The sequence below is a fragment of the Sanguibacter biliveldensis genome (assembly GCF_033798665.1).
GTDB lineage: Bacteria > Actinomycetota > Actinomycetes > Actinomycetales > Cellulomonadaceae > Sanguibacter > Sanguibacter inulinus.
On record NZ_CP138359.1, the window covers coordinates 1,294,715 to 1,307,759 of the forward strand.

The 13,045-nt window shown below is 72.0% G+C and carries 14 protein-coding genes; 10 read left to right on the plus strand and 4 right to left on the minus strand.

The features are described 5' to 3' along the window. Positions 1-94 precede the first annotated feature (94 nt). Positions 95-610: a GNAT family N-acetyltransferase gene (locus tag SANBI_RS05515; RefSeq protein ID WP_319159714.1), complete on the minus strand. Its 516-nt coding sequence runs from the start codon at positions 608-610 to the stop codon at positions 95-97. A 117-nt stretch (positions 611-727) separates the two neighbouring features. After that, a complete protein-coding gene (gene rpmB / locus SANBI_RS05520; protein ID WP_056131119.1) occupies positions 728-919 on the minus strand; it encodes a 50S ribosomal protein L28 in 192 nt (63 codons plus the stop codon). A gap of 340 nt (positions 920-1,259) precedes the next feature. Between rpmB and SANBI_RS05525 the strand changes: the two genes are divergently transcribed. From SANBI_RS05525 to rsmD, 3 genes are all read left to right on the plus strand, one after another. Further along, positions 1,260-3,374, plus strand: a complete 2,115-nt coding sequence (locus SANBI_RS05525) for a DAK2 domain-containing protein (RefSeq protein WP_319159717.1) — start codon at positions 1,260-1,262, stop codon at positions 3,372-3,374. After that, complete coding sequence (locus tag SANBI_RS05530; RefSeq protein ID WP_319159720.1) at positions 3,371-5,653, plus strand: ATP-dependent DNA helicase RecG; 2,283 nt, start codon at positions 3,371-3,373, stop codon at positions 5,651-5,653. Before SANBI_RS05525 ends, SANBI_RS05530 begins: the two co-directional genes overlap by 4 nt. 133 nt (positions 5,654-5,786) lie before the next feature. After that, positions 5,787-6,410 carry a 16S rRNA (guanine(966)-N(2))-methyltransferase RsmD gene (gene rsmD, locus SANBI_RS05535; RefSeq protein ID WP_319159723.1) on the plus strand — a complete coding sequence of 208 codons (624 nt, stop codon included), beginning with the start codon at positions 5,787-5,789 and terminating at the stop codon, positions 6,408-6,410. Between the two features lie 46 nt (positions 6,411-6,456). Here the strand turns inward: rsmD and SANBI_RS05540 are convergent, their stop codons facing one another. Continuing rightward, positions 6,457-7,308, minus strand: coding sequence for a GNAT family N-acetyltransferase (locus SANBI_RS05540; RefSeq protein ID WP_319159725.1), 852 nt, complete (start codon positions 7,306-7,308; stop codon positions 6,457-6,459). A gap of 45 nt (positions 7,309-7,353) precedes the next feature. On the opposite strand from SANBI_RS05540, the gene coaD reads away from it, so the two are divergent. The 7 genes from coaD (at position 7,354) to SANBI_RS05575 (ending at position 11,759) form a co-directional block, all read left to right on the plus strand. After that, positions 7,354-7,926 (plus strand): pantetheine-phosphate adenylyltransferase, encoded by a 573-nt coding sequence (coaD, locus tag SANBI_RS05545; protein ID WP_319161192.1) that lies wholly within the window; start codon positions 7,354-7,356, stop codon positions 7,924-7,926. Further along, positions 7,923-8,444 (plus strand): ATP synthase subunit B family protein, encoded by a 522-nt coding sequence (locus SANBI_RS05550; RefSeq protein WP_319159727.1) that lies wholly within the window; start codon positions 7,923-7,925, stop codon positions 8,442-8,444. The genes coaD and SANBI_RS05550 overlap by 4 nt, the downstream gene beginning before the upstream one ends. Positions 8,445-8,758: 314 nt before the next feature. Next, positions 8,759-9,256 carry a YceD family protein gene (locus SANBI_RS05555; protein WP_218928582.1) on the plus strand — a complete coding sequence of 166 codons (498 nt, stop codon included), beginning with the start codon at positions 8,759-8,761 and terminating at the stop codon, positions 9,254-9,256. 2 nt (positions 9,257-9,258) lie between these two features. Next, a complete protein-coding gene (gene rpmF / locus SANBI_RS05560; RefSeq protein ID WP_012866141.1) occupies positions 9,259-9,453 on the plus strand; it encodes a 50S ribosomal protein L32 in 195 nt (64 codons plus the stop codon). Positions 9,454-9,500: 47 nt separating this feature from the next. Next, positions 9,501-10,205 carry a ribonuclease III gene (gene rnc, locus SANBI_RS05565; protein WP_319159731.1) on the plus strand — a complete coding sequence of 235 codons (705 nt, stop codon included), beginning with the start codon at positions 9,501-9,503 and terminating at the stop codon, positions 10,203-10,205. Positions 10,206-10,241: 36 nt separating this feature from the next. Beyond that, positions 10,242-11,171 carry a bifunctional DNA-formamidopyrimidine glycosylase/DNA-(apurinic or apyrimidinic site) lyase gene (mutM, locus tag SANBI_RS05570; RefSeq protein ID WP_319159733.1) on the plus strand — a complete coding sequence of 310 codons (930 nt, stop codon included), beginning with the start codon at positions 10,242-10,244 and terminating at the stop codon, positions 11,169-11,171. A 186-nt stretch (positions 11,172-11,357) separates the two neighbouring features. Next, positions 11,358-11,759 carry a DUF4259 domain-containing protein gene (locus tag SANBI_RS05575; protein ID WP_179913185.1) on the plus strand — a complete coding sequence of 134 codons (402 nt, stop codon included), beginning with the start codon at positions 11,358-11,360 and terminating at the stop codon, positions 11,757-11,759. A 142-nt stretch (positions 11,760-11,901) separates the two neighbouring features. Here the strand turns inward: SANBI_RS05575 and SANBI_RS05580 are convergent, their stop codons facing one another. Further along, on the minus strand, positions 11,902-12,858 hold the full coding sequence (locus SANBI_RS05580; protein WP_319159735.1) for a phosphoglycerate dehydrogenase: 957 nt from the start codon (positions 12,856-12,858) through the stop codon (positions 11,902-11,904). Between the last annotated feature and the right edge of the window lie 187 nt (positions 12,859-13,045).

Here is a 13,045-nt window from a genome sequence, read left to right on the forward strand (position 1 = left end):
ACCTGGGGGCCTGGAGATCCGGTGACCTGGAGACCTGAGAGGCGGGGTGCGTCGTGCCTCGGGAGGGCAGGTCGGGGCGCCGGTCGTCAGGCTGTCAGCGCCGGCGGTAGCGCACCTCGGTGAGCGGGGCGCCGCCGATCTCCTCGATCTTCTCGACGCCGTCCGGCTCGAAGCCGTGGCGCCTGTAGAAGCGACGGGCCCGTTCGTTGTCGGCGAGGACCCACAGGGTGACGTCGGAGTTCGCGGGGACCCCGTCGAGCACCGCCCGCAGGAGGTCGCGCGCGACGCCGCGCCCCCAGGTCTCGGGATCGAGGTAGATCGAGTAGAGCTGGAGGTCGCCCGGCTCGGCGTCCTCGTCGCTCGCGGGCCCCAGGTGCGCGAAACCCACGGTCCTCTGGTCGAGGACGGAGACCAGGGTCCGGCCCGCCGGTCTGTCGAGGAGCTCGACCCACCACTGCTCTCGGGCGTCGACGTCGAGGCCTTCGAGATAGGCGGTCGGGACGATCCCCGCGTAGGCCTCGCGCCAGGAGGCCACGTGGATGCGGGCGATCGCCGGGGCGTCGGCCGCCGTGGCCGGACGGATGGTCAGGTCGTCACGCTCGATGTCCATGCCAGCCAGGGTCGCACGTCACCTGCGTCAGGGCCAAGGGTTTCGGTGGTCCAACACCGACAGCCCGCCGGACCGAGGTCCGACGGGCTGTGCGAGAGAACTTCCGCGAGGGGAGTCTCAGATGTGACGCGTGACCTTGCCTGCCTTGAGGCAAGAGGTGCACACGTTGAGGCGCTTGGGAGCGCCGTTGACGATTGCGCGAACACGCTGGATGTTCGGGTTCCAGCGGCGCTTCGTGCGCACGTGCGAGTGCGAGATGCTGTGCCCGAAGCTCGGGCTCTTTGCGCAGACGTCGCAGTTGGCAGCCACGGTCTCTCCTGATCGTCATGCACGCCGCTGTGCGGCGACTTCAATGGTCTGTGGATGCGGAGCCGCAGTGAACCCGCGCCGAGGCCTCGAGAGGTCTGCGGGAGGGTGGTGTCGCGGTTCGCGCATGCCCTGGTGTGTGCGGGCAACCTCGATAGAGTAGCCGATCCTCGACGCGCTACCCAAATTGCCTGCGGACGCAGGAGCACGCACGGCTCCCAGGGGGTTCCCGCGTGCTCTGCCGGGATCGGCTGCGAGAGCCGGTCCCTGAGGTCCCGGCCTGTGTGGCACGAGACGATGTGCGCCATCATATGACGTCGGACGGTCGAGAGGGGAGTGGGGCGTGACGAGAGGCAGTCGTGCTGACGAGCTCCGCGACCCCGCCGGCGACGACGCAGGCACCAGCCCCCGCGTCCCCGCCGGCGACGACAGCCCTGCTGGTCCAGTCACACCTCTGAGCTCAGACCGTCCAGGTGACGTCGTCGGTCTCGAGGTGGTGCTGCGGTGGGCGGACGGCGCAGCCGAGGTCCTCGAACGCGCTCGTCCCGTGCTCGACAGGGCCAACGTCTTCCCCGTGCCCGATGCCGACACCGGGACCAACCTCGCCGCCACCCTCCGTGCGGCTCGCGACGCAGCGGTCGCCTCGGCCGCTGCGGACGCGCCGTCAGCAGACAGGGTCCTGCACGCCTTCGCCCGGGGCGCTCTCGTGGGCGCGCGGGGCAGCTCTGGTGTGATCTTGAGCGAGTTCCTCCGTGGACTTGCCGGGGCGGCGCCGTCGGGCACCGGGTCGGCGGGCACTGTGACCGACGCGACCCATCTGGCCCGAGCGCTCGACCGCGGGGCGCGACGCGCTGTCGCGGCTGTGGTCGACCCTCGCCCGGGCACCATGCTCACTGCGGCGCGCGGTGCGGCGGACGCGGCGCTCGAGGCGGCTGCGGGTGGTGGCGACCTCGTCCAGACCGTCGAGAGCGCACGCTCTGGGGCGTCTCAGGCGCTCCGGCGGAGCGTCGACGAGCTGGACGTCCTGCGCGCGGCCGGGGTGCTCGACGCCGGGGCCTACGGCTTCGTGCTCCTCCTCGACGCCCTCGCCGCAGCTCTCGGTCCGGACCTGGAGAGCGCGGCCGACCGCGTGTCGGTAGGGCACGGCACGATCGTGCTCATGGACTCTCTGGCCGTCGCCGACGCCCCCGCGGGGTCAGGGACCTCAGGCGGCACGGGCAGCGGCACGGGTGCTCGAGCACCCTGGGGCGACGACCTCCATGGATCCCGGACGTCTCCTGACGACCACGAGCGCGGCGGCCGTCCCCGCGAGCGCGAGGGCCACGGGAACCGGCAGAACAAGAGGAACCACACGAACCACGGCGAGCACCACGCCGTCGACGGCGAGTTCGAGCTCATGTGCGTCGTCCGTCACGCTGTGCGACGCTCGCCGACGCCTGCCTCCGGAGACCCTGCGGGTGCGGCAGCCGCTGTCGACCGCCGATCCGGCAGTGTCGACGGCCTCGACAGTCTCGACGTCTCCGACGCGCTCGCCGCTGTCGCCCCGGCGCTGCGGGCCGGGCTCCAGCAGGTCGGTGACTCTGTCGTCGTGGTCGGCGGTGTAGACCACGATGTCGCCGATGCGTCCGGTGACCTCCACGGCCTCTGGCAGGTCCACGTCCACACCGACCATCCCCTCGAGGCCCTGCGCGTGCTGGACCGCTGGGACGTCGGCCCGGTCGTCGTCCGCTGCCTGTCCCACCAGGTCTCCGCCGTCTCGACCCGTGCCGCTGGGACCTCCGCGCCTGTGGGTGTCGTGGCGTGCACGGCCTCGCCGGGACTGGTCATGGACCTCGCCCGGTCGGGGGCCGTCGTGGTGCTGCGCGGCGACGGTGAGATCGAGCGCTCGGACCTCCTGAGGGCTGTCCACGAGACCGACGCCGAGCACGTCGTCGTGCTGCCGGCCGACGAGCAGACCCTGGCCGTGGCCCGCGGCCTGGCCGATCTCTCGCACCCGCAGACGACCGTGGTCGGCTCGACGAGCGACCTGCACGTGGTGGCCGCCCTGTCCGCCTGGGTCGTCAGCACCACGGCACCGTCGGCCGACCTGGCTGCGGCGCTCGCCCCCGTCGTCGACGCCGTCGGCGCTGTCCGCGCCGTCCGGCTCGACGCCTCGCGGCCTGCGGGAGTGCTCGACGGGATCGACAGTCTCCTCAGAGCCTCCGCAGCACCTGGGCCTCCTGCTGGTGGGGCAGCCACCGGTCCTGACCTCGCGCCAGCTGCGACGGACCGCGCGACCGGCGTCGCGTCCTCGCCAGCCCTGACCGTCCTCACCGTCCTCGTCGGGGACCTCGTCCCCGGGCAGGTGGTCGACGACCTCGTCTCCCGCGCCGAGCACCTCGTGCCCGGTGTCGAGGTCGTCGTGCTGCCCTCAGGCCGCCGGTCGACCGCCCTCGTGATCGGAGCAGAGCAGCAGTGAGCATCGACAGCCCCTTCAGCCTCGACGAACGCCTCGACAGGCTCCTCGGGAAGCGCCCCGCGGCGCCGCTCGCGAAGCTCGGTCTGGAGACCACCGGCGACCTGCTCCGTCACTACCCGCGGCGCTACGCAGATCCCGGCACGATGACCGAGATCTCGATCCTCGTGGTCGGGGAGCACGTGACGGTCGTCGCCGAGGTCGTCAGCGCGACGGTCCGCGAGATGCGCAGCCGCGGCGGGGCGATGCTCCAGGCCGTCGTCTCTGACGGCACCGACAGGCTCTCCCTGACGTTCTTCGCCAAGCACAAGGGTGCGCTGCGCACCCACGAGGCGCGCCTCAAGCCCGGCCGCACCGGTCTGTTCACAGGCGTCGTCTCCGAGTACCGCAACGAGCGCCAGCTGACCCACCCCGACTACCTGCTGCACGGGGTCGACGTCGACAGCGCGGAGGCGGGGCTGGTCGAGGCCAGCCTGCTCACCCCGATCTACCCGGCCAGCGCCGCCATGCCGACCTGGAAGCTCCACCAGACCGTCCGCACCGTCCTCGACCCGTTGACCCCTGCGGACATCCCCGACCCGATCCCCGCCGAGGTGCTCGAGCGTCGCGGGCTGGAGAGCCTGCACCAGGCCTTCCGTGACATCCACGTCCCGGCCGAAGAGCACGAGTGGCGTCGCGGGCAGAAGAGGCTGCGCTACGAAGAGGCCTTCGTCCTGCAGACCGCCCTCGCGCTGCGCCGCTCAGAGGCCGCCGCGCTCGAGGCGACAGCCCGACCGCTGACCTCCGACGGCCCCTCGCTGCTGAGCGACTTCGACGCCTCGTTGCCGTTCACGCTCACCGACGGCCAGCGGGAGGTCGGCGCGGAGATCGCGGCCGAGCTCGCTGCCCCGCACCCCATGCAGCGGCTGCTCCAGGGTGAGGTCGGCTCCGGCAAGACCGTGGTCGCGCTGCGGGCCATGCTCCAGGTGGTCGACGCCGGGGGACAGGCCGCGCTCCTTGCCCCGACCGAGGTCCTCGCGGCTCAGCACGCCCGGACGCTCTCCGGTCTGCTCGGCGACCTCGCGGCCGGCGGCATGCTCGGCGGTGCCTCGCACGGCACCCGCGTCGCCCTCGTCACCGGGTCCCAGCCTGCCGCCGTCAAGAAGAAGAACCTGCTCGACGCCGCGTCGGGCGCGGCCGGGATCGTCGTCGGCACCCACGCCCTGCTGAGCGCCGGCGTCCAGTTCGCCGAGCTCGGGCTCGTCGTCGTCGACGAGCAGCACCGCTTCGGAGTCGAGCAGCGCGACATGCTGCGCGCCAAGGCCCGCACGGTCCCGCACCTGCTCGTCATGACCGCGACGCCGATCCCTCGCACCGTGGCCATGACGGTCTTCGGGGACCTCGAGACCTCGACGCTGCGCGAGATCCCGGCCGGCCGCTCGGGGATCACCACGCACGTCGTCCCGGCGCAGAAGCCGGCCTGGATCGCCAGGACCTGGGCGAAGGTCCGGGAGGAGATCGACGCCGGGCGGCAGGCCTACGTGGTGTGCCCGCGCATCACGGGCGACACCGACGAGGCCGACGGGGCTGACGAGCCGGGGTCCGACGACGGGACGCTCGGCCTCGACGTGCCAGCCGGCGCGTCTGGCGCGGGAGCGTCAGCCGCGCCCCCCACGTCGAACCGCCGCCCCCTGCGCGCGGTCCTCGAGGTGGCCGAAGAGCTCGCCGACCTCGAGGTGCTCCGCGGCGTGCGGATCGGGATCCTGCACGGCCAGATGCCCCCTGCCGAGAAGGAGGCCGCGATGGCTGCCTTCACTGCCGGTGACGTGGACCTGCTCGTCTCGACGACGGTGATCGAGGTCGGTGTCGACGTGCCCCGCGCGACAGCGATGGTCGTGCTCGACGCCGACCGCTTCGGGCTGTCCCAGCTGCACCAGCTGCGTGGTCGTGTCGGTCGAGGCGCCGACGCAGGGCTGTGCTTCCTCGTCTCTGAGATGGCCGAGGCAGCGCCGGCGAGCACCCGCCTCAAGACCCTCGCCTCGACCACCGACGGCTTCGAGCTCGCTGCGGCGGACCTTGAGATGCGCAGCGAGGGCGACGTCCTCGGAGCTGCGCAGTCGGGCAGGTCCACGTCGCTCCAGCTGCTGCGCGTGGTGCGGGACACAGCTGTCATCGAGCAGGCGCGCGAAGACGCCGCGGCCCTCGTCGCTGCCGACCCGACCCTCGCCGGTCATCCCTTGCTGCTCGCCGAGATCACCGAGCGGGTCACGGGGGAGCGGGCCGAGTACCTCGACAGGTCGTGAGGCGCCCCGCCGTCCTAGAGCCCGCCGGACCGCTCGGACGGTCGAGCTCTGCGCGACCGGCTCGGACCGCGCTCGCGGCCCGCGTCGTTGCGGGCTGGCCCGACCACGGCTCGGTGATCGCTACGCTGGTCCGGTGACTCGGATCGTGGCAGGGCTCGTCGGCGGCAGGAGCCTCGCCGTCCCACCGAAGGGCACGCGCCCCACGAGCGACAAGGTGCGCGAGGCGATCTTCTCCAGGCTCGAGCACTACGAGGTGCTCGACGGCGCGCGTGTGCTGGACCTGTGCGCGGGGTCGGGAGCGCTCGGTCTCGAGGCCGCGAGCCGCGGGGCCTCGACCGTCGTGCTCGTCGAGGCGGGCAGGGTCGCCGCCCAGGTGTGCCAGAAGAACGTCGACTCCCTCGGGCTCCGCGGGGTGCGGGTGGTCACGGACCGCGCCGAGCGCTTCGTCGCGCAGCTGCCCACCCAGCCGTGGGACCTCGTGTTCCTCGACCCGCCGTACGACATGAGCGACGACGACGTCGCCGCTCTGCTCCTCGCCCTCGAGGGGCACGTGTCGGACGACGCGGTGATCGTGGTCGAGCGGTCGTCACGCACCCCCGAGCCGACCTGGCCGGCGTCGTGGAGGCTCATCGTCACCAAGCCCTATGGCGAGACGCTGGTGCACTACGCGGAGCCCGGTGCGGACGACGACACCGACCTCTCGAGCGCCGGCTCGCCCGACGACGAGAGCTCGGCCGACCAGCACCCGACCGACTGACCAGGGCAGCGCCAGCCCTCCAGCGCCAGTCTGCGGATCGCTCAGGTCAGCTGTCGTCTCCGTCCGACGCCCGCAGGCCCTCGGTGGCCCAGGCCATGCCGACAGGCACGCTCGCGAGGTCCGCGGGGTCGACGAGCCCGACGGTCGGACCGCTCACAGAGCCCAGCAGCGCCCGGGTGTCGGCGTCGTCACGCAGCGACCCCTCGGAGCCGAGGAGGTACGCCTCGAGGAACTCACGGAGCGGACCGGCCACCACGGCTGTCGGCGCGTCGGCAGGTCCCTCGGCGACGGCCTCGGGCGCGACGTGCAGCGTGGTGAGGAGCAGCGCAGGCACGCGAGCCCCGGAAGCCCCCAGACCGGGCTGGAAGTACGGCACCGCGAGCACCCGTGCCCCGTGGCGGGCGTAGAAGCGCAGCCGTGCAGCCGGGTCCCCGTGCGCCTCGCTGGCCTCGTGGTGGTCCGGGTGCTCGACTTCAGCGAGCAGCAGGCCGGGGGATGACTCTGCGACCCACGTCTGGACCGCGGCGTCGAGCAGCGCGCCCCCGATGCCTCCGCCTCGCTGGCCCGGGGCGATCGCGAGGTAGACCAGCAGCATCACGTCGCCGGGTACTCCGGAGCCGGCGGCAACGGCACCGGCCACGATGCGGCCGTCGCGCCGGACGCCGAGCGCACGGGTGCGGCCGCTCGTGCAGCCCTCCACGAGCGACTCGAGGCTCTCGAGCTCCTCGGACGGGAAGGACGGGCTCAGCACACCGGTGTGGAGCTCTTCCAGGTCGGCGGCGGTGACCAACGGCTCGAGGTCGACCCCAGGTCGGACGATGGACCCCGGGCCGGTACCTGGATCGGCCGCCACCGAGGGAGCGGGGTCAGGGGCCGGCTGCTCGTTCTCGGACGTCATGGCTCAATCATGGGACACGAGGTGGGGGTGTACTACCGTGAGCGGGTGACTCTTGCCGTCTGCCCGGGATCCTTCGACCCGATCACCCTGGGGCACCTGGACGTCGTCCGACGGGCGACGCTGCTCTTCGACGAGGTCGTCGTCGGCGTCGCCCGCAACGCCTCGAAGTCGGCGCTGCTCGACGTCGACTCCCGTGTCGCTCTCGCCCGCGCTGCGTGCGCCGACCTGCCCTCCGTCCGGGTGGTCGAGGTGCCGGGGCTCCTGGTCGACCTCTGCCGCGAGCTGGGCGCCGTCGCCGTCGTCAAGGGGCTGCGCGGGGGAGCGGACTACGACGCCGAGCAGCCGATGGCGCTCATGAACCGCCACCTCTCGGGCGTCGAGTCGGTGTTCCTCACCGCAGACCCGCGCTACGCCCACATCGCCTCGTCGATGGTCAAGGACGTCGCCCGGCACGGCGGGCAGGTCGACGACCTCGTCCCGCCGGGTGTCGCAGACGCCGTGCGACGAGCCCTCGGTGTCGTCCCGACCGGCGCGCAGCCCGGCTCGCCAGCCACACCTCTTCCCGGCGGGGTCACCCCTCCCGGCCCCGCCGACCACCCGAACCAAGGAGCCTCATGAGCCCGCAGGACGACCACGAGACCTTCGTCGAGGGGGAGAGCGCCGGTGTGCCCGCGATCCTCGACGCGCTGACCGACCTCGTCGAGCGCGCCCGGACGATGCCCATGTCGTCGTCGGTCCTCGTCAACCGGAACGAGGCTCTCGACCTCCTCGACGAGCTCCGCGAGGCGCTGCCGACCCAGCTGACCCGTGCCGACGAGGTGCTCTCTGACGCCGACCAGGTGCTCGACGACGCCCACGTGCAGGCCGAAGAGCTCATCGAGACGGCTCGTCGCCGGGCCGCCGAGCTCGTCGCCGCCGAGCAGGTGGTGCTGCAGGGCCAGGTCCAGGCCCGCGAGCTCGTCGCCGAGGCCGAGGCGACCGCGGCCAAGCTGCGCCGCGAGGCTGACGACTACTGCGACCGTCGGCTCGCCGAGTTCGAGATCGACCTGGGCAAGGTCCTCGCCCAGGTGCACGCGGGCCGTGACAGGCTCGCCGAGCGCCTCGACGAGGCAGGCCAGCCGCAGGACCAGAGGTAGCGCCCGACACCCCCCGCGACCTGGCGGGCTCTCGCTGAGGCGGGCGCGCCCTGCTCACCACGAGGGTGAGAAGGGTCTCACCGGTCACCGCAGGTCCCGCCCTCCAGGGGTCTGGGCACAGCCCTCGATGGCGTAGTATTGTCTGTTGGCCCTGCCGGTGACGGTGGGGCTGCTGATCCCCGGCTCACGTCGGTGGCCAGCCGACGATCCCAGCACCCATCACCTTCGGACACACCGTGGAGCACCTCATCACTCTCGATCCTCGTTCGCCTCTCGTTCTCGACACTCGTGAGCTCAGCAGGCGTCCTGGCTCGATGCGTGAGGTCACGCTCACGGTCCCGGCGCCGGTGGACCTCGGGACCGTCGTCATCGGGATCCCCGAAGGTAGCGACATCAGCCTCGACCTGAGGCTCGAAGCCGTGATGGAGGGTGTCCTGGTCTCCGGAACCGTCGCAGGCCAGTCGGTCGGCGAGTGCGTCCGGTGCCTGGACGAGGTGGTCGACGACGTCGACTTCTCCGTGACGGAGCTGTTCGTGTACCCCGAGCGTGCCAAGGCCGCCGAGGACGCGGGCGACGACGACGAAGAAGAAGAGGTGCACGAGCTCGAGGACGATATGATCGACCTCGAACCCGTGCTTAGGGATTCGGTGGTGCTTGCACTACCATTCCAACCGTTGTGTTCGCCCGACTGCCCGGGGCTGTGCTCCGAGTGCGGTGCCCACCTGGCGGACGATCCTGATCACCAGCACGAACTGCTCGACCCCCGGTGGTCGACACTCAAGAGCATTATCGACGAGACGAAAGAGAGCTAGCCGTGGCTGTTCCGAAGCGCAAGATGTCGCGCAGCAACACCCGTGCGCGCCGTTCGCAGTGGAAGACGACCGCCGCGAACCTCACCACGTGCCCGCAGTGCAAGGGCGACAAGCTGTCGCACGCTGCGTGCCCGACGTGCGGCACCTACAAGGGTCGTCAGTACGCCGAGGCGCTGCGCACCGAGCACGCTAACTGATTCGCCGGCGCTGCTGGCGTCACGAGTCGGTCGAAGGAGAAGTTCCGGTGGCATCACACGCACGTCGTCAGGTCTCACCGGCTTCTAGCCTTCTCGAGGAGCTCGGGGTCCATCTGGACCCCGAGCTCCTCGTGCTTTCCCTGACGCACAGATCTTTCGCCCACGAGGCGGGCGGCATCCCGACCAACGAGCGCCTCGAGTTCCTCGGGGACGCCGTGCTCGGCCTGGTCTCGGCCGAGGCGCTGTTCGAGCGCCACCCAGACCGCCCCGAGGGCGACCTCGCCAAGATGCGTGCGGCCTCCGTGTCGCAGCGCGCCCTCGCGGCCGTGGCCCGCAGGCTGTCCCTCGGCGACTACATCTTGCTCGGCAAGGGGGAGTCGCAGACCCGCGGCTTCGACAAGGACTCGATCTTGTCGGACACCGTCGAGTCGCTCATCGGCGCCGTCTACCTGAGCCACGGGCTCGAAGAGGCCCGCAGGTTTGTCCACAGGCTCCTGGACAGCACCCTCGACGCCGCCGCCGACCTCGGTGCCGGCCTCGACTGGAAGACCTCGCTCCAGGAGGCTGCCGCCGAGCACGAGGTCGGCGCCCCCGAGTACACGAGCGAGGGCGAAGGGCCCGACCACGCCCGCCTGTTCACCGCGCACGTGATCATCGACGGCACCGTCATGGGCACGGGGCAGGGCACAGCCAAGAAGCACGCCGAGCAGATCGCCGCGCAGCAGGCCTACGCAGCCCTCACCGGTCGCTGAGCCGAGTGCGCGTAGACACCGTCGCCGAGGCGCACCGTGCCTGAGCTCCCCGAGGTCGAGACCGTCCGCGACGGACTCGCCCGCCACGTGCTGGGCGCGCGCGTCGACCGTGCCGAGGTCCGCCGCGACTACAGCGTCCGCAGGCACGAGGGCGGACCCGTCGACTTCGCAGCCCGCCTGCCCGGCCGTCGCCTCGTCGAGGCAGCACGGCGCGGCAAGTACCTGTGGCTCACCCTCGACGAGCCCGGCCTCGCGCTCCTGGGCCACCTCGGCATGAGCGGTCAGCTGCTCGTGCGCTCGGGGGACACCCTGGCCACCGAGTCGAGCCACCTCAGGGTGCGCCTCCACCTCACTGCAGCCGACGGTGAGCCGCTCACCCTCGACTTCGTCGACCAGCGGACCTTCGGCCACCTCAGCGTCGCCGAGCTCACCAGCACCCCCGACGGCCTCCCCGGAGGTCTGGGCACCGACATGCCGCTCGTGCCCGAGCCCGTCAGCCACATCGCCCGCGACCTGCTCGACCCCGCCGTCGCCGAGGGGACACCCGGCCGCGCGGCGCTCGTCGACAGGATCCGGGCCCGGCGCACGGGGATCAAGCGAGCCTTGCTCGACCAGACCGTCGTCTCCGGGATCGGGAACATCTACGCCGACGAGGCGCTGTGGCGCGCCTCGACGCACTACGCCCGCGGGACCGCCGGGATGTCGCGCGCGCAGGTCAGCGCCGTGCTGGCCGCGGCAGAGCAGGTGATGCGCGAGGCGCTCAGCCAGGGCGGGACGAGCTTCGACGCCCTCTACGTCAACGTCAACGGCGCGTCGGGCTACTTCGACAGGTCGTTGGCGGCCTACGGGCAGGCCGGCAAGCCGTGCCGACGCTGCGGCGCGACGATCCGGCGCGACGAGTTCATGAACCGTTCGTCCTTCAGCTGTCCGGTCTGCCAGCCACGGCCGCGCAGTGCCACCCGCTGACGGGCTTCACCTGAGGCCCCTGTGGGACTAGGGTGCTCAGGCGGGCCTCACGTCAGGAAGATGGCGACCGCAGCCTGACGCAGCGGCGCGTCTGGGCGGCGGAGGAGCAGCACACGTGCCGCGCGGCCCGACAGGGGCGTGCCGCGCAGCCCGTAGGGGGCACAGGACGAGATGAAGGAATGCCATATGGGTGCGTGGAGCAGCGAGCCGTTCGGCAACGACGGTGCAGGGGACCTCGTCGCTGACATCCAGCACGGGGAGTTCAGCTTCGAAGGGCTCGGATGGGCCTTCGAGGACGACTACCTCGAGGTGGACGGCGGGCAGTACGCGATCGCGCTCGTCGAGATCGCCCTCGTGGTCCAGGGGACGGAGCCAGCACACCCGGCTCTCGCGGACGTGGACCTGTCGAAGGTCGCCCCGCTGTTCACCGAGGACAAGATCCGGTGGATCGTCGAGATGGCAGACCGCGCCCTGACCGACAGCGAGTCCTCGGAGCTCTACGAGCTCTGGGAAGAGGCCGGCAGCCTCGACGAGTGGCGCACGCCCTCCGTCGAGTCCCTCGACCGTCTGCGCGCGACCCTCGCCTGAGCCCTGAGCCCTGAGCCCTGAGCCCTGAGCCCTGAGCCGCCAGTCTGAGGCGGCGTCCGCCCTCGGCTGCGGGGCTCCCGGGCCCGGGCCCGGTGGACCACTGATCCCAGGGCTCCTGCGCGGCGGGCGCACGGCCGTCAGGTCAGCGCGAGACGACGTTGCGGAGCTCGTCACCGGACCGGAACGCTGCGAGGTTCTCGGCCACCAGACGTCCGGCGCCCTGAGGACGGCCACCTGCGGCGTGCGGTGTGATGACGACGTTCGGGGTGGTCCAGAGCGAGGAGTCCGCCGGGAGCGGTTCGACAGCGGTGACGTCGAGCGCAGCCCCGCCGAGCGTGCCGGCACGCAAGACCTTCTCGAGCGCGACCTCGTCGAGCGTCGAGCCACGGCCGACGTTGACCACCCACGCGTGCGAGGGCAGCGCGTCGAAGACCTCCTGGGAGATCACCTTCTCGGTGGCGGGCGTCGCGGGGAGGATCGCGACCAGCAGGTCGGTCTCGGCGAGGCGCGCGGGGAGGTCGTCCTCGGTGATGACCGGGAAGCCGTCGCGCTCCCCGGGGGTCGTGGCGACCCCGACGACGTCTGCGCCCAGCATGCTCAGCAGCGGTGCCAGGGCCTGGCCGATCGAGCCGAAGCCCCAGACTGTCACCGAGGCGCCGGCCAGGGTGCCCAGGCCCGGGTACGTCGACCTGTCGCCCGACTGCGAACCGCCGAGCTCCTCTGCCCACCGGGACTCCCGCTGGGCGTCGAGCATGAGGTCGAGGCGCCGGGCTGCCGTCAGCGCGAGGGCGAGCGTGTGCTCGGAGACCGGGCCGTCGTGGAGCGAGCGCCCCGAGGTGATGACGACGTCCGGGGCGAAGCCTGCGGCGACGACAGCGTCCGGGCCGGCGGCGAGCGCCTGCACCCAGCGCACGGAGGTGAGGCGGTGCGCTGCGTCGGCGAGCTGGTCGGCCGGGTTGCCCCACACGACGAGCGCGTCGGCGTCGGTGTGCTCCTCCGGTACGGGGAGCGTCGGGTCGTAGGAGACGTGCTCGACGCCGTCGACGGTCTCGTCGAGGGGGAGGTCGAGGCTGATGCTGGTGGGGAGGAGGATCTTCATGCCTCCACTGTGCCAAAGATCCAGACCAGCGCCCGGCGGGCCCCCGGGGTGAGCCTCGGCGAGGGCTCGCGACGCCGGAGGACGGTCCGGTGCAGCCCTGTCAGGTCCGGGTGGTCTGTCCTCAGGGAAGACTGCCGCTCTCCGAGCAGATCTCCCGCCGCGTCCACCGGTCTGGCGGGGTGCCGCC

Bases quoted from the DNA above. Each gene is read 5' to 3' on its own strand.
- SANBI_RS05515 (WP_319159714.1), bottom strand. From the start codon at position 610: ATGGACATCGAGCGTGACGACCTGACCATCCGTCCGGCCACGGCGGCC.
- SANBI_RS05540 (WP_319159725.1), bottom strand. From the start codon at position 7,308: ATGACGTCCGAGAACGAGCAGCCGGCCCCTGACCCCGCTCCCTCGGTG.
- SANBI_RS05550 (WP_319159727.1), top strand. From the start codon at position 7,923: ATGAGCCCGCAGGACGACCACGAGACCTTCGTCGAGGGGGAGAGCGCC.
- SANBI_RS05555 (WP_218928582.1), top strand. From the start codon at position 8,759: ATGCGTGAGGTCACGCTCACGGTCCCGGCGCCGGTGGACCTCGGGACC.
- SANBI_RS05575 (WP_179913185.1), top strand. From the start codon at position 11,358: ATGGGTGCGTGGAGCAGCGAGCCGTTCGGCAACGACGGTGCAGGGGAC.
- SANBI_RS05580 (WP_319159735.1), bottom strand. From the start codon at position 12,858: ATGAAGATCCTCCTCCCCACCAGCATCAGCCTCGACCTCCCCCTCGAC.